Source organism: Streptomyces polygonati (assembly GCF_042650325.1).
Classification (GTDB): Bacteria; Actinomycetota; Actinomycetes; order Streptomycetales; family Streptomycetaceae; genus Actinacidiphila; species Actinacidiphila polygonati.
On sequence record NZ_JBHSBB010000014.1, the window covers coordinates 724,972 to 739,330 of the forward strand.

Sequence of the window (14,359 nt, forward strand, 5' to 3'; positions counted from 1 at the left end):
CTGCCGTCATGCCGCCACATCGTTTGCGACGGGCCGTGGGGTCATCGAGCCGGGCCTGGATGATGACGGCACCGCGCGGCGCCTACCGGGTGCTGGGTGGTCGCTAAGCTCGCGCCATGTCTGGCGATCTCGGCTTCACTTGCTCACACTGCGGCGACCGACACGCAAAGCCCCCAATGGGCTACTCGACCATGGCTCCCGATGTCTGGGATCCCCGTTTTGAGACGGATCCGGACAGCACGCTGTCGTCCGACCAGTGCGTGATCAAGAGCTCGCACTTCTTCATCAGGGGCCTGATCGAGATACCTGTGATCGGCAGCGAGGACGTCTTCTCGTGGGGCGTCTGGGTCTCTGTGAGCAAGGACAACTTTGCCCAGGCCCTTGAGGTATGGAACACGGAGGGCCGCGAGGCCGAGAAGCCGTACTTCGGCTGGCTCAGCACCGAGCTTGCGCTCTACTCCGAGAGCACCACCAATTTGAAGACCAACGCCCATACGCGACCGGTCGGCAGGCGCCCCTTCATCGAACTGGAGCCCACCGACCACCCGCTCGCCATCGAACAGCGTAAGGGGATCACGCCAGACCGTGTGCGTGAGATCGCCACGGCCGTGCTGCATCCGGCATGACCCCTCTTGGTGACCGGCTGATCTTCCGGTCCTTGGGGCGACGATCAGTTCTCATGGTTGATCCGGTTGATTGCGAGCGTCGGTTCCTCGACCAGCGCCCGGTGTATTTCCCGTTCGACCTGATGTCCCGGCCTCGTCAAGACCAAGGTCTTCGCCTGCCCGAGAGCCTCGGGGCCTGCCCCGAGCAGTTCGCGGGTAACGATGATCGAGTCCATCACCCCGATGCCACGAGCACTCAGCATCTGCTGGATGACTGGCATGTCCGTACCCCTCTCCAGCATGGGGCGGAGCTCGGCGACGAGTACCGAAAGCCGCGCAACTCGTTCAGGGTCAAGCCCGGTGAAGGCCATGGGGCAGGACCCCTCGGCTGTTGGGTCGGGCTCGCCCACGCCCAACGGGGCGGTCTTGCGGTTAGTCGCTGTTGTTGTACCGACCGTGTGGGATGCGTTTCGAACCAGGGTTCCCGTTCGGGTAGTGGCTGCGGGGCCGGCGCATAAGGGTGGGGCCTTCTGAACAGTTCGATGGTGTCGAATCAACGAACAACGTCAGGAGGCCCCGGTCTTGGAGTGTTCCGTGTCGATGGGCGGGCAGTCCAGTTCGTTCACTCCGGGGTGCGACTGCCTGGCACACCGGTTCGGGAACGCCGCTGACAGCGGCACGCGCCGACGGCGGTATCCGTCGGACATGACGGACGCGGAGTGGGCGGTGGTCCGGCCGTTGCTGCCGGTGCCGGGCTGGATGCGGGGCCGGGGCGGACAGCCGGAGGCGTACTGCCACCGGGCCCTACTGGACGCGGTCCGCTATCTGGTGGACAACGGAATCAAGTGGCGCGCGACGCCAGCCGATTTCCCGCCGTGGGACCGGGTCTACGCCTTCTTCCGCCGCTGGCGTGACCACGGACTACGGCCTGGTCGGGGAGTTCCACGACCGACTGCGCGGGCAGGTTCGCATCCGCGCGGGCCGGGACACCGAGCCGACGGCTGGGGTGATCGACTCGCAGTCGGTCAAGGCGGACGCGGTGGTCGGATCCGACAGCCGCGGCTTCGACGGCGGCAAGCTGATCAACGGCCGCAAACGGCACCTCGTGGTCGACACGCTCGGCCTGCTGCTCGCGGTGATGGTCACCGCCGCGGACGTCGGCGACCGCACCGCAGCCCAGGTCCTGCTCCAGCGGGTGGCCGAGGCACATCATCGTCTGGCTCTGGTCTGGGCCGACGGCGGCTACACCGGCAGCCTCGTCGAGCACTGCCCGGCGGTCCTCGCGGTGGTCCTGCAAGTCGTCAAGCGAAGTGACAACCGACGCGGCTTCGTGGTCCTGCCCAAGCGGTGGATCGTTGAGCGGACCAACGCATGGCTGATGCGCACCCGCCGGCTGGCACGCGACTACGAACGCCGCACCATCAGTGCGGAGGCGATGGTCTACTGGTCGATGATCGGGCTCATGACCCGCCGTCTGGCCCGGCCGCACCCTTCGCGAGCATGAACTGGCCCGGCCGCAGTTCGGCGAGCCATCCCCGCGCGACCAGGCGTTTCGCCTTCGACCGCAAGGCCTCCACCCGCGCCGGCACCATGTCCATCCCGAACATCGCGGCCATCCCCTGGCAGGTCAGGGGCCCTTGGCGAAGCCGGGACCGATCCGCGAGGGCCTGCACGATCCGCTGGTAGTCCACCGAGAGCACCGACCACGCAAGCCCATCACGCCACACCGGCACCTGCGACCTCGGTTTCACCGCGTCCCGCGAGCTTCGGCAGGCTTCCGTGTCGTCCTCGCCGCCGGGAACCAGCACCGTGTCGACCCTCCTGCGGGCGACCGACCACTCCTGCCATTCCAGCTCGGCCGCGGCCAGCTCGGCCTGGATCCGGTCGGCCTCCTCCCGCAGCCCGTCGACACGACGACGAGCAGCGATCTCGTGCTGTTCCAGCAGTCCGACAATCGACGGCATCCCGGCCTCCCCAGCGAGCGACAACCAGACAGGCCACACCTCCCACAGAACCACCGATCCCATGCCTGACCAGCGAAAACGCCGCCCTCAAGTTCGGAACGACAACAGCGACTGAGGCCGAGACCGGGCTTGAAAGGGACAGCAGTTCCAGGAGCTCCGCTTCCGTGATGACCTCGATGCTGTGCCCCGCGTCGAGGAGTTCTTGCGCTCTGCGGTGCTTGCCGCTGAGCGTCATACCGGGGGCGAGGCGTGAGGGGTCAGGGCTTCCGACGACGAGGAGGTCGGTCTTGCGGCCGACTGATTGAGTGGCTTGTGCGCCGGCTGCCGCCAATTGATCCTGTGCCGCAGCCCGCGTCATCGAGCCCAGGGTGCCGGTCAGGCAGACACTGAGCCCGTAGAGCGGGCCGTCGGGGTCGGCGTTCGGGTTCGCCTGCGGAATGGGTGCGCGCCGCTCATGGGTGCGGTGGCGGCAGTTGTTCCAGGAGTCCGAGGTGGAGTAGTGCCTGCCGTACTGGATCTGGAGCCTCCTAAGCAGGTCGTCGAGGTTCTCCACGCTGTGCGCACGCATGGCGGCGACGATCACTCGGGCGGCGGTGTCCGCATCATCCTGGGCATTGTGATGGGAACCCTGGATCGGTACGCCGGCGGCTTCCGCGACGAACGGAAGGCGGTAGGACAGGAGCCTCCAAGTACGACGGGCGACGACCAGAGGACAGGCATACTGGGGGTCAGGCCACGTCGTAATGGTTCTCGTGCAGGCGACCGAAGTCGAAGGCCGCGTTGTGCGCGACCATGGGGCGTCCGTCGGCGAAGGCGAGAATCCCGGTCAGGGTCTCTGACCAGGTAGGCGCTTCCCGGACCATCTCGGGGGTGATGCCATGGAGCCCCATGTTGAACGAGGCGAACCCGTCTCCGTCCGCAGGGCGAACGAAGCTGGTGAAGCGGCCCTTGATCTCACCGTCCTTGACCGCGGCCATGCCGACGGAGCAGATGCTGCTGCCCGAGTAGTTGGCGGTCTCGAAGTCGATCGTGACCCAATCCACCATAGGTATCCCCTGATGCGCCCTGCCTGATCCTGGCATAGGCAGCCACACGGATACGTCACTTCCGCGGAACGGGTACTCGGCTTGGAGCCGACCCCCTGCGGTGGGGGAGCGTCGAGCGAGAGCCAATTCCTCTTTCTGCCGGGCGTCCGGGCTTCTACGCTGCGGGAATGGATGGTGTGGATCGTGCCGGGGGCGCGCTGGTGGGTTCGGCGGTGGGGGACGCGCTGGGGGCGCCGTTCGAGTTCGGTGCCGCGGAGGTGTTCTCCGCGCGGTTCCCGGAGCCGGGGGGTGGCGGTGAGATGTGCGGGGGTGGCGGCTGGGAGCCGGGTGAGGCCACGGATGACACGCAGATGGCGGTGTGCGTGGCCGAGTCGCTGCTGGAGCGGGGTGGGCTGGATCTGCCGGATGTGTTCGCGCGCTTCCAGCGGTGGGCGGCGGCCGATCCGAAGGACGTCGGACTGCAGACCGAGGATGTCCTGACCAACGGCTTGCCGTGGGACCGCGCGGCCGAGGCGCACTTGCGGACCAACCGCCGGGCGGCCGGGAACGGTGCGTTGATGCGGGCGGCGACTTCCGGGGTGTACTTCGCCGGGCATGGCCGTGTGGCCACGATGGAGGCCGGGCGCCGGCTGGCGGCCCTCACGCACGGGGACCCCGCCGCGTGGGAGGGCACCGCGATCTTCCACGAGTTGCTGCGCGTCGCGCTGAACGGCGACGATCCGACCGCCGCGATTCCGGACGTTCTGAGCGCGGCTGATCCCGATCACCGCGAGCGTTACGCGACCGTACTGGCCCCGTACTGGCAGCCGGAGATGGCCACGGAGTTCAACGGCGCGGTGTGGCCCTGCCTCGGCTCCGCCGTCTGGGCCGTGCGGACCACCGGCTCGTACGAGGATGCCGTACGCGCCGCGATCGACCTGGGCGGTGATACCGACACCGTCGCCGCGGTCACCGGCGCCCTGGCCGGCGCTCTCCACGGAGCGGAAGCCATCCCAGTCCGCTGGAGCGCGCCCCTTCATGTCCCCTTGCCGGGCTCCGGCGGTCGAGTGCTCCGCCTCCCGGACCTGCTGACGCTGGCTGAGCGCCTGGCCGACAGCGCACATAGGTGATCACCGGGAACGGATCTGGCCGGCGGGCCGGACAGGTGGTGGGCTGGGTCCATGTGTCCCCGGTCAGGTGACCAAGGCAAGTGCCCGCTTCCCGTCGGACGCGGTGGTCTCCCCCCCGCCGTCGACGGCGGTGATCGTCAGGCCGAACAGCATGGTGTTCAGTTCGTCCATGGTGATGCCCAGTTCGGCCGCTACCGTACTGGGGCGGACACCAGTGGCGCGCAGTCCTTGGAAGACCTTGGTCAGGATTTGCGAGGTCTCGCGCTTCTTCAGGCCCTGGGGCTCGTCGGTGCGGTATCCGCGACTGCTCAGCTCGGTGCACGCCGACCGGTACTGCCAGTCGGTGAGCAGATGCAGGTCGTGCAGCCGGTAGGTCAGTGCCATGGCGGACACTTTCCAGATGCGCTTGCCCTTGATGATCTGATCTACATGGGCGCCGTGCGGCATGTGGCCCAGCACGCTCGATGTCGGCATCAGAAAGGCACTGGCGAAGTCATTGGCCTGCCGTTCGGCCTCCGGCCCGACGCACTGCCGGTCGGGGCCGTGCATGACGAGGTGGCCGAGTTCGTGGGCAGCGTCGAAACGTCCGCGCTCCACCGTCTTGCCGGTGTTGAGGAAGACGAAGGGCACTGCTCCACGCCACAGCGCGAAGGCGTCCACCTCCGCGTAGTCGGGAGCCAGGGAGAACACCCTGACGCCGTGGGATTCCAGGAGGTGGACCATGTTCGGTGCCGGCACGCTGCCAAGGCCCCAGCGGGTGCGGACCATCTGCGCGGCCGTCTCAGGGTCGGGTTTGCCCAGGGTCGGCACGTCGGGAGCGGGGAGGCGGAAGCGTTCGTCGATCCATTCGTAGAGCTGGGTCGCCAGGGTCCCGGCCGCCTTTGCTGCGTCCAGTGTGCGGACTGGGGTCTTCGTCCGGGCACGCCACGAGATGCCGTCCACGGGCAGTTCATCGATCTCCGGGCCTTCGAAAAAGTCGACGGGGAAGCCAAGTGCCTGCGACAGTCGTCCTACCGTGCCGACACGCGGCCCGGTACGGCCTGTCTCGTAGTTGGAAAGACTCTGGAGGGAGATCCCCGTGAGCTCGGACAGTTCCCCGAGCGTCAGGCCCCGTCGCTTGCGGGCCAGCGTGATGCGGGATGGGGTCACCATGGTGTGACTGCCTCAGCGGTAGGTGAGCGGGCGTGGTGCGGCTCCGGTCGGTCCGGCGCCGCACACTGATGTTCGTCAGCGGAAGTCGACGGAGATGTCGATCTCGTCGGGCCCGTCCTCGTCCGGCAGACTGACGCCCTCCATCTCCAGGACCGGGAGAAGAATACGGTCCTGCCACTCGACGACGAACCCGCCCTCGACGCGCCGCGGCAGCGATAGCTCGCTGTGGATCCGGACGGCCTCGTCCACCTGCACCCGGTAGGACACGAGGAACCACCTTTCCAGGCGCGTCGATTCTTCCGTGCCAAGGAGAACTTCATCCGGCAGGGCCGGCTCGGGGAACAGCGCGAGCTGCGCATTGTTCTCGGCGGCTCGTTGGGTCGCGCCTCCTCGCCGGTGCAGGTTCGTGGCCACGAACCGGGGGTTGCCGGTAGCCGCGTCACCGATCATGACCCCGATGGACTTGGTCCGATCCGGATTGCAGACCAGCTCCAGGTAGTCCAGCCGAAGACGCTGCCACCCCTCGTGCTGGATGTGAGTCTCACGGAGGACCCGGACATGCTCCTGGTAGGCCCGCGTGCCCGCAGTGTTGGCCGGGTGGTTGGGCGTCGCCGTACGCCGGGCTGCCTCACCGGCATAAAGGGCGGACTGCAGGTACTCCAGCTTGGTGCCCACGGCGCGAAGCCGACTGTGCTGGTCGTCGGGCAGCGGCGCGACGTAGGGCTGAGCCATGGAGCCTCCGGTATCCAGATGCCATCAATGCTGATCTTATAAGGACTCTACCGCACTTGTGGGAGCGACTTTATAAGAACTGCCGCGTGTTGATGGGGCGTTCGAGGTCGATCGGAACGGTCGTCCGAAGGGCTTTTCCCGGTCCGGTGCGCTGCTGCACGGAGCGGGGGCGGCAAAGCAGCACGGCACCCCACGCGAGCGGTACCCCGCACGCAGCACGAGGACTGAGCATCCCCTCCAAGGGGAAACGAACCGCGAAAAGGTCGGCGACGTGGAGGGCCTGGGGGCGCGAGTCCGCGAAAGCTGTGCGGAGATTCCCTCAGCGCGCCTTGCCGACGGCTCGGATCCGGAACCCGAGGTCGGCGAAGGGCACCGACTCGCCGGCCGCGGCCCGGACGCCGGCCAGTCCCAGGCTGCTGACCGCCAGTGCTTCCAGTGCGGACCGGGGGAGGACGTAGAACTCCCATTGGGTGGTGTCGAGGGGGTCGTAGTCGGCGTGGTCGTGGGCGGTTTCGAGGGCGAAGACGTAGACGTCGGCGTTGTACGAGCGCGCGGCGGAGTACCCGCCGATCGGTGTCCAGGTGCGGGCGCGCAGGCCGCTGAAGCGGATGTCGGAGGGTGAGCGCTGGTCCCATGCCTGGAGGTAGCCGCTGGCCTTCACCTCGACACGGAGTCCGTCGTCGGTCTCGACATCGTGACCGGCCCATTCCACCCGAGGCCGGTGCGACCCGACCGCCCGGTGGACGAGGAACTCGGCGAACAGTCCACGGGTGTTGTTCACCCTGAGGTCCGGCATGGCGAATCGCCAGAAGTCGATGACGGCGGCACCGGGCACGCCGAGGACAGGTTCGTGGCCGCGCAGAGGTTCCACCGGCGGCGGCGTTCGGGGGTCCTCGGAAAACCTCGTCATGAGGGTCCAGTCTTCCAGAGCGCCTGACTTCGCTTGTTCATCAGAGGGATGGACCGCTGCGTCTGATGCGGGAGTGGTGCGAGTTCGTCAATTGGTCCAGACAACAACAAAGGCTCAAGTCCATGGCCTGGGCCTTCTTCATGGAGCGGATGACGGGAATCGAATCCGCGCTCTGAGCTTGGGAATCACGGGGGTCTTCTCGGCATCCGTACTGGCCGGCGGCGTGTGTGGTCCTGAAGTGCCCACTGGAACGGTGCCGTTGGTGAAAGTGGGTGCCCGCCCTGTACCGCTGTGCGTGGTGCGGAAGTGGTGCGGCTGCCAAGCCCTACCGGTCGTGCAGGACGGTGGACCGGGTGACGGGTACGACGGTAAGCAGTCCGTCGAGGCCCTTGTAGTCGTCGGGGTTGGTGGTGAAGAGGGGGAGTTCTTCGGCGATGGCGATGGCGGCGATCATGAGGTCGGCGACGCGGCGGCGTGGTTTGCGGCCGGCGCCGATCACCGCTGCGCAGACCGACGCTGTACCGGACATCGCGGCGAACTCCGTACGCGGGACGAACCGCCGACGGCGGCGTAGCCCAGCCGTACGTTGCTGAGAGTCGCTGAAGATCGGCCACGGCCGGCGCCACGGCATGGGTCGGCGTTTGACCGATCCGCCCGACGTCAGAGGCTGTGCTTGTCCACGCTTGTGACCATCCGATTGGGCCGCAGTACTCGGTGCGTTGGGGACAGCGGTAGCGGCGGTAAGTGCCGCAGCAACGTCTGGCCTGTGGACGCACAGACAGATGAGAACCGTCGCCTGGGCTGAACATCGAAGAGAAAGGGCCGGGCTGCCGAAGACCGGCAGACCCCCATGTGGCCGCACGTGATCACGATTCGGCCCGAGGCCAACTTCCACCTGCACAGCAGGGCCATGGGAACGGTCAAAGCTTGCCGCTTGGAGACCCAGAGGGCGAGGAGTACGTGTAGACGTCGCCGGGGATCTGCTTGCGCCTACGAAGGTGTCGGACTACACTTTCGTACATGTCCAGGGGAACTCGTTGGAGAGAGCATGACCTCGGCGACCAGTGCTCCGAGAAAGACCTGGCTGACATGGAAGCCGTCGGGCACCTGCTCGGCCGCGCCCGTCGGGAGCCGTTTTTCAAGGAACACGAGACGAGCGACCATGCACTGCTGATCAAGCAAGGCCATGTCATGGTCGTGCAGGGTGCCCCGGGACGGATCATCGATATCCGAGGGAAGGGCGCGATCGTCGGCGAAGCCGGCGTGTTCAGCGGGAACCCGCGGTCGGCAAGCATCATCGCACTCAACGATGTCAGGGCCGTCTACCTGCCGAAGGGCCCATGGTTGGAGTTCCTTCACGCCCACCCGGACATCCTCATCGCTGTGTCAGCGGCGGCGTACAAGCGAACCGAGCGGGCAAATGCCAAGCGCGCCGAATCAGAACTCCCGATTGAGCAGCAGCTCGCCATTGAGCTGACCGAACTGGTCGACTACGGCGTCGGAGAGCGGATCGCCGAAGATGACGAGGACAGCTCACGAGTGCCTATGAGCCAGGCGGAAATCTCGTCCTTGCTCGGCGAGCGCAAGCTCCAATCGGTCAAGAAGGCCATCGGTAAGCTCAGGGACAAGGGTATCCTTGGCACCGACCGGCGGCTGGAAATCACGATCCGCAAGCTGTCGGCGCTGCGCTTCATCGCCGACGGCCTTGAGCAGGTCAGTTAGGCGTCCAGGTTAAGCAAATGACGACGCCATTGCCGCCGCCTGGAGCCCGGGGACCGTCATGATCTACACCGTCGCAACCGCCTGCATTCCTCTCACATTGGCGATCACGCGAGTGCTGACCATCTGGGTGAAGGAACGCGCCTACACCATCCGGCTCGGGAGTGCGGTCAAGGACTCCAAGCCGGAGCAGCGAGCGGAGCTCATCCGCGCCTGGGGTGAGGCAGAAAAGCATCCGGAAAGCAAGCATGGGCCTGAATCCAGCAGCATCCGCACCGAAGATCGCACCAGGACTGAAAATGCCCAATCTTTCACAGAACGCCCGCCTGCGTGAGCATCCACTCATTCATGATCTTCTCGCCCTGGTCAACGAGTATGACCTGGACTTGAGCGACATGGTGATCTTTGGCAGCGGGCCCCTCCTGGCAAAGGGGCTGCGAGCGGACATCCATGACCTCGACATCGTCGCTCGCAGCAAGACCTGGTGCCGGGTCAAACGGCACGGTGCCCGATCCATCGGCCAGGCGAACCATGCCCGCATCGCGCAGTTCTGCGATGGCCGTATCCAGTTCTCCGCGGGATGGGTATCGGATGACTGGAAGGCCGCAGAGCTGATTGACCGAGCCGAGACCATCCGAGGCCTTCCGTTCGCCCGGATCGAAAACGTCCTGGCCTACAAGCAGCTCCTCAACCGCCCAAAAGACCAGCAGGACATCGAAATGTTGCAGGACCTCGGCGTGGTGCCGGCTCCGGCCGCGATGCAGCGTGAGCAATGCCCGTCAATGTGCTCGCTCGTTTCCACGCCGCCAGTTTCAAGGACCCCATGACCGGAACCGACCGCTGTTCCCTTTCACGGGTCCAGGCCGCAACGGTCAAAAAAGTCCGGTTGTAGGGGGCGTGTTCGCGGGCGCCCTCATCGCCCTCGGCCAGGACGACGTTCACCCGGTCGTCGTGTCCGGCCTCGACGAGGAAGGTTCGGGTGCGGTCGGTGATGCCCCGGGTCGGTGTTGACGGTCCGCGCAGGCCGCTGAAGCGGATCTGGGAAGGCGAGTGCTGCTCCCAGAGATGGACCGCTGCGTCTGATGCGGAAGCAGTGCGGGTTCTTCAATTGGTTCAGATGACAATAAAGGCCCGGGTCATTGACCTGGGCCTTCTTTGTGGAGCGGATGACGGGAAATCGAACCGGACCACCCCCTGCTCGTACCCTCCAACCGTCGGCATACGGGACGGGCGCGGTGCCGGAGAGTTCCGGTCTCCGTCCACGTGATCGCTGCCACCTCAGGCGAAGTCCTGCTCCGCGTCGACCCCGCACAGACGGAAAAGCTCGATCACATATCTGTCGAGATCTTCGCCGATCTTCGCCACTTCCGAGTTTCCCAGACTCCTGAATTCATCACTGGGGCGGTGCATGGTGCAAACGGCGTCGCCGTTGTCTTCGCTCCATACCATCATACGCAGAGGCGCGTACAGCAATGCCCGAGGATTGTACTGGAACATACTCTGGGCAATCACGTGATTTCCGATCAGGTACTCGACCGACCTGGTCGGGCCGCCGGCCAGTTTCAGTACCTGCGTACCATTGATCCGCCAGTAGCGAATCAGGTGGTGGGGAGCGATCTTCGCCATGGCCGCACGAACGTCGTCCCAGCTACCGCCCTCTTCTTCAATGAGTTCGAACACTCCCGGATCGAGAGGAGGAGCAGCTTTCTCCAGAGCGGTGACGAACTCCGCATACGGCAGACCTGTATGGACATCAACCCGTTTGACCGTGATAATCTCGCTGGGCATTTCCATCCTCTCCAGTGCCGCAATTGCGCGGGAACCGCCTCGCCACCGGCAAAAATCGTTCCCACGAACTTCGACGCTAGGCGTCGTGGCGAACCTCCGCAACTCGTATCCAGGGCGATGTCAAAGGCGTGAAGATCTTGTAGGTGTGCAAGTCGCGGCGGTGTGACAATGTGCGGTGGGCGCGCGACGTACGCACCGAAGCTCCGTTGCGCAGGTGACCTTTCCCAAGTCGTCTTCGCCCAACGGAGCTCCGGTGTGCCGCCAGTCTCCCGCTGTCTGCATGACCAAGTCGCCCACCCGTCGGCATCGCGCGATCGATCCCCTGGCCGATCGACTGCGGACGCTGGCCGATCCGCGGTGCCGGCCTGGGCGGCGTCACCCTTTCGTGGCTGTCACACTGGTGGCCTGCTCGGCGGTGGTCACCGGGGTGAAGTCCCGACCTGACCCGGTCACCCTCGCGAAGATCATTCCGTGGTTCGAGGAGCCGCTCCGCTTCCTGACCAACACGGTGCAAGTGGAATAATCGCGTCGTGACGAAGACTCCTGCCTCCGAGCGGCGCAGATCCTTTGACGGTGCCGTAGAGATTTACCATGAAATACGGCCCGGCTATCCAGCACCCATGTTCGCGGATCTGTTTCGACTGTTGCCTGCCCGTCCGGCAATCCTGGAGGTCGGGCCGGGCACTGGTCAGGCGACCCGTGACCTTCTCGGCCGAGGGGCGACCGTTCACGCCGTCGAGATCGGCCCCGCGATGGCCGCCAAGCTGTGCGAGGCTCTCCCGTCACCCGCTCTGACGGTCACAGTTGGCGACTTCGAGCAGATTGACGTGGGGGAAGACCGCTTTGATGCCGTGTTCTCGGCCACCGCTTACCACTGGATCTCCCAGAAAGCCCAGGTCGACAAGCCGGCCAGTATCCTCCGGCCCGGCGGCGTGCTCGCGGTCGTCGACCTGAACCAGGTGACCTCGCTCGACGACAAGGGGTTCTTCGCCGCGGTACAGCCCGTCTTCGTTCGGCACGGCCAGGGGCATGTCGGGCCGCAGGCTCCCGAGCGCAACGCGGTAGACCCTCCGATCCGCCGCGCGCTGAGCGACGACCCGCGGTTCACGGACGTCAAGGTCCGCGCCTACGACTGGAACCAGACCTACACCGCAGCCGAGTACCGCAAGCTGATGCTCTCCAACTCCACCATGCAGATGATGACCGCGTCGGCCAGGCAGCCGCTGCTCGATGACATCGAGGACTTTGTCCGGCAGCAGTTCGATGATCAGGTCACCAGGCCGCTCGTCGTCACGCTGACCACCGCGACAGTGATGTGATGCCGGCCCGCATCGGTCACGCCGCGCGCTTCTGACGGTCGGTCGGCGCGGGTACGGGCCGGCCCCGTCCGTACCTGGCCGTGCCGCCGACGGCCAGCAGACGCACCGATGATGGTCGCTGGCGGTTCTGCCGGCCTCGAACATCGAAGAACAGCGAGTCGTTTCCGAACGCGAGTGGACCGCTTGGGCACAACCCTTCGGCTCTCTCAGGAACGGTGCAGCACGGATCAGCCCACGACATGCCGCCGTAATCAGCAAGCACAGAATCGGGCGCGGCCGATGCGGAGGGATCGCTTCAGCGGGCGGGCGGGCGTCGCCGCGGCGGTGCCGGACGACGCAGCGCAACCTGAATACGAGCCAGGGAGGGGCGCCCGCTCAGCGCCCGCCTTCGCGCATGCGGCCCGCTGAACGTGGCCTGTTTCCCGGCAGCGCCTCACTGCAGTGTGTCAGGCGTCCGGAGCGCCCGCAGGCCGGGCCGATGGTCAGTCGCCCGCGTCCTTGACCGAGGCACGCCGCGAGCCCGGCCCAGCGGCGACTCCCTCTGAGCGCAACCCGCTTTGAGGCGGGGGCGCTCGGCGGACAGCCCTTCGTTGTGTGCTCGTCGGTTGGCCGATGGTTGGACGCGGATGGTAGCCAGGATATGAAGGATATCCGCTGGCTCCGCGACAATTCTTGAATTGGCTCAGGCAGCAAAAAGCCCCAGGTCATTGACCTGGGGCTTATCAATGGAGCGGATGACGGGAATCGGACCCGCGCTCTGAGCTTGGGAATCACGGGGGTCCGGTTCGCGTTTGCCCAGCTCACCTCGTCGAGGCTGCTCGATGAGGGTGAGCGGCTACCGGCCCGCGTTGTCTGTGGTTGACCCTGGCGTACCCCTGACGCGTGCGTTGGTGGTGCGGCGGCTCTCCGCCCGGGGCGCCCTCGGCCGGGATCCTCTCCTGTGGAGGTGGCTGGTGCCCTTAACCTGGTACGAGACGGCAGCCCGTATGCGGCGAAGGGGATGAACATGACCACTGCACCTGGCGGCGCACCGCGCTCGTCCGGTTCTGCGAGCACGGCGCATCCGCTGCGGACGATCCGTGACATCCGGGAGTCCCTGCCGGAGGACCAGGCCCGGCACTTCGACGCGGAGCTCGCTGACACCGAGCTTGAGGCGCTGCCGCAGATGCTGAGCCGGTGGGTTCGCCTGGCTACCGACGGCTTCGAGGAGTTCCTGCTGTCCCAGCCCTTCGAAGGCCTCGAGTTCGGCGCACGCTCCTACGACGACGACCAGGCGGGCGATCGGTGATCTACCTGCTCGATACGAACGTCGTTGCGGAACTCACCACGCGCCTTCGGCCCGATCCCCGTGTCGTGGCCTGGCTCCGTTCGACCGCGCGGCCCAACCGCTTCCTGAGCGTTATCACTGTGGCCGAGATCGAAGCCGGCGTAGCGGCCACCCCGGACCCGGTACGGCAAGGCCGGTACGCCGAGGTCCTCGCGGCTGCCCGGCTGGAGTACCGGGACCGTATTGCGCCGATCGGCGAACGAGAGGCGGCCGCCTACCTCGCCGTCCACAAAGCGCTGAAAGCCGCCGGCACGAGTATCGACCCGCCGGACGCCCTCATCGCCGCCACCGCGCTGGCCAACGGCTGGACCGTAGCCAGTCGCAACATCAAGCATCTGGAGCGCACCGGTGCCGCGGTGATCAATCCCTGGGACTTCAACCCGTAGCAGCCCCTCTGGAGCAGATCCAATGTCCAGCAGCGGAACAGTCTGCCCTCGCCCTCCACCTGGCAACGCCAGCCTGGTGAGTGCTGCAATTGACCGCCTGATGTGGTGCGGAAGTGGTGCGGGTTCTCAAATTGGACTAGACAACATCGAAGGCCCAAGTCCATGACCTGGGCCGTCTTTGTGGAGCGGATGGCGGGAATCGAACCCGCGCTCTGAGCTTGGGAATCACAGGGGATTTGCTGGCATCCGTGCTGGTCAGCGACATGAGCTGCCCTGAAGTACCCACGTGACCAGTGCCGTTG

General features: G+C 66.1%; 16 protein-coding genes and 3 pseudogenes. 10 read left to right on the forward strand and 9 right to left on the reverse strand.

Annotated features, from left to right (window positions below):
- The first annotated feature begins 116 nt into the window (after positions 1-116).
- Complete coding sequence (locus ACFO3J_RS23645) at positions 117-626, forward strand: DUF2199 domain-containing protein (RefSeq protein ID WP_386432577.1); 510 nt, start codon at positions 117-119, stop codon at positions 624-626.
- Positions 627-670: 44 nt separating this feature from the next.
- Here ACFO3J_RS23645 and ACFO3J_RS23650 read toward each other — a convergent pair whose 3' ends face one another.
- On the reverse strand, positions 671-976 hold the full coding sequence (locus ACFO3J_RS23650; RefSeq protein WP_386432579.1) for a hypothetical protein: 306 nt from the start codon (positions 974-976) through the stop codon (positions 671-673).
- Positions 977-1,310: 334 nt separating this feature from the next.
- Here ACFO3J_RS23650 and ACFO3J_RS23655 point away from each other — a divergent pair.
- Positions 1,311-2,109: pseudogene (locus ACFO3J_RS23655) on the forward strand (IS5 family transposase).
- Here ACFO3J_RS23655 and ACFO3J_RS23660 read toward each other — a convergent pair.
- The 3 genes and pseudogenes from ACFO3J_RS23660 to ACFO3J_RS23670 form a co-directional block, all read right to left on the reverse strand.
- Positions 2,066-2,569, reverse strand: a complete 504-nt coding sequence (locus tag ACFO3J_RS23660; RefSeq protein ID WP_386432581.1) for a hypothetical protein — start codon at positions 2,567-2,569, stop codon at positions 2,066-2,068. The pseudogene ACFO3J_RS23655 and the gene ACFO3J_RS23660 sit on opposite strands and share 44 nt — an antisense overlap.
- 154 nt (positions 2,570-2,723) lie before the next feature.
- Positions 2,724-3,137: pseudogene (locus tag ACFO3J_RS23665) on the reverse strand (BRCT domain-containing protein); the annotation flags it as partial.
- Between the two features lie 160 nt (positions 3,138-3,297).
- Positions 3,298-3,615 carry an exonuclease domain-containing protein gene (locus ACFO3J_RS23670; protein ID WP_386432584.1) on the reverse strand — a complete coding sequence of 106 codons (318 nt, stop codon included), beginning with the start codon at positions 3,613-3,615 and terminating at the stop codon, positions 3,298-3,300.
- Positions 3,616-3,782: 167 nt separating this feature from the next.
- On the opposite strand from ACFO3J_RS23670, the gene ACFO3J_RS23675 reads away from it, so the two are divergent.
- Entirely contained in the window at positions 3,783-4,724 is a 942-nt protein-coding gene (locus ACFO3J_RS23675; RefSeq protein WP_386432587.1) for an ADP-ribosylglycohydrolase family protein, read from the forward strand.
- Between the two features lie 63 nt (positions 4,725-4,787).
- Here ACFO3J_RS23675 and ACFO3J_RS23680 read toward each other — a convergent pair whose 3' ends face one another.
- From ACFO3J_RS23680 to ACFO3J_RS23695, 4 genes and pseudogenes are all read right to left on the reverse strand, one after another.
- Complete coding sequence (locus tag ACFO3J_RS23680) at positions 4,788-5,876, reverse strand: helix-turn-helix domain-containing protein (protein ID WP_386432590.1); 1,089 nt, start codon at positions 5,874-5,876, stop codon at positions 4,788-4,790.
- Between the two features lie 75 nt (positions 5,877-5,951).
- Entirely contained in the window at positions 5,952-6,608 is a 657-nt protein-coding gene (locus tag ACFO3J_RS23685; RefSeq protein ID WP_386432593.1) for a hypothetical protein, read from the reverse strand.
- A 319-nt stretch (positions 6,609-6,927) separates the two neighbouring features.
- A complete protein-coding gene (locus tag ACFO3J_RS23690; protein ID WP_386432596.1) occupies positions 6,928-7,518 on the reverse strand; it encodes a hypothetical protein in 591 nt (196 codons plus the stop codon).
- 325 nt (positions 7,519-7,843) lie between these two features.
- Positions 7,844-8,029 (reverse strand): annotated as a pseudogene (locus ACFO3J_RS23695) (VapC toxin family PIN domain ribonuclease); the annotation flags it as partial.
- 509 nt (positions 8,030-8,538) lie between these two features.
- Here ACFO3J_RS23695 and ACFO3J_RS23700 point away from each other — a divergent pair.
- The 3 genes from ACFO3J_RS23700 to ACFO3J_RS23710 are packed head-to-tail and all read left to right on the forward strand — an operon-like array spanning position 8,539 to position 10,064.
- Entirely contained in the window at positions 8,539-9,240 is a 702-nt protein-coding gene (locus tag ACFO3J_RS23700; RefSeq protein WP_386432599.1) for a Crp/Fnr family transcriptional regulator, read from the forward strand.
- Between the two features lie 58 nt (positions 9,241-9,298).
- Positions 9,299-9,571 carry a hypothetical protein gene (locus ACFO3J_RS23705; RefSeq protein ID WP_386432602.1) on the forward strand — a complete coding sequence of 91 codons (273 nt, stop codon included), beginning with the start codon at positions 9,299-9,301 and terminating at the stop codon, positions 9,569-9,571.
- The gene (locus ACFO3J_RS23710) at positions 9,537-10,064 is read left to right on the forward strand and encodes a hypothetical protein (protein WP_386432604.1); all 528 of its coding nucleotides are present in this window, start codon (positions 9,537-9,539) and stop codon (positions 10,062-10,064) included. Before ACFO3J_RS23705 ends, ACFO3J_RS23710 begins: the two co-directional genes overlap by 35 nt.
- Before the next feature lie 451 nt (positions 10,065-10,515).
- Here the strand turns inward: ACFO3J_RS23710 and ACFO3J_RS23715 are convergent, their stop codons facing one another.
- The gene (locus ACFO3J_RS23715; protein ID WP_386432607.1) at positions 10,516-11,025 is read right to left on the reverse strand and encodes a DUF302 domain-containing protein; all 510 of its coding nucleotides are present in this window, start codon (positions 11,023-11,025) and stop codon (positions 10,516-10,518) included.
- Between the two features lie 385 nt (positions 11,026-11,410).
- On the opposite strand from ACFO3J_RS23715, the gene ACFO3J_RS23720 reads away from it, so the two are divergent.
- The 4 genes from ACFO3J_RS23720 (at position 11,411) to ACFO3J_RS23735 (ending at position 14,057) form a co-directional block, all read left to right on the forward strand.
- A complete protein-coding gene (locus tag ACFO3J_RS23720) occupies positions 11,411-11,548 on the forward strand; it encodes a hypothetical protein (protein WP_386432610.1) in 138 nt (45 codons plus the stop codon).
- Between the two features lie 7 nt (positions 11,549-11,555).
- Positions 11,556-12,344 carry a class I SAM-dependent methyltransferase gene (locus ACFO3J_RS23725; protein WP_386432613.1) on the forward strand — a complete coding sequence of 263 codons (789 nt, stop codon included), beginning with the start codon at positions 11,556-11,558 and terminating at the stop codon, positions 12,342-12,344.
- A gap of 1,006 nt (positions 12,345-13,350) precedes the next feature.
- Complete coding sequence (locus ACFO3J_RS23730; RefSeq protein WP_386432616.1) at positions 13,351-13,632, forward strand: hypothetical protein; 282 nt, start codon at positions 13,351-13,353, stop codon at positions 13,630-13,632.
- The gene (locus ACFO3J_RS23735) at positions 13,629-14,057 is read left to right on the forward strand and encodes a type II toxin-antitoxin system VapC family toxin (protein WP_386432619.1); all 429 of its coding nucleotides are present in this window, start codon (positions 13,629-13,631) and stop codon (positions 14,055-14,057) included. The genes ACFO3J_RS23730 and ACFO3J_RS23735 overlap by 4 nt, the downstream gene beginning before the upstream one ends.
- The last annotated feature ends 302 nt before the right edge of the window (positions 14,058-14,359 follow it).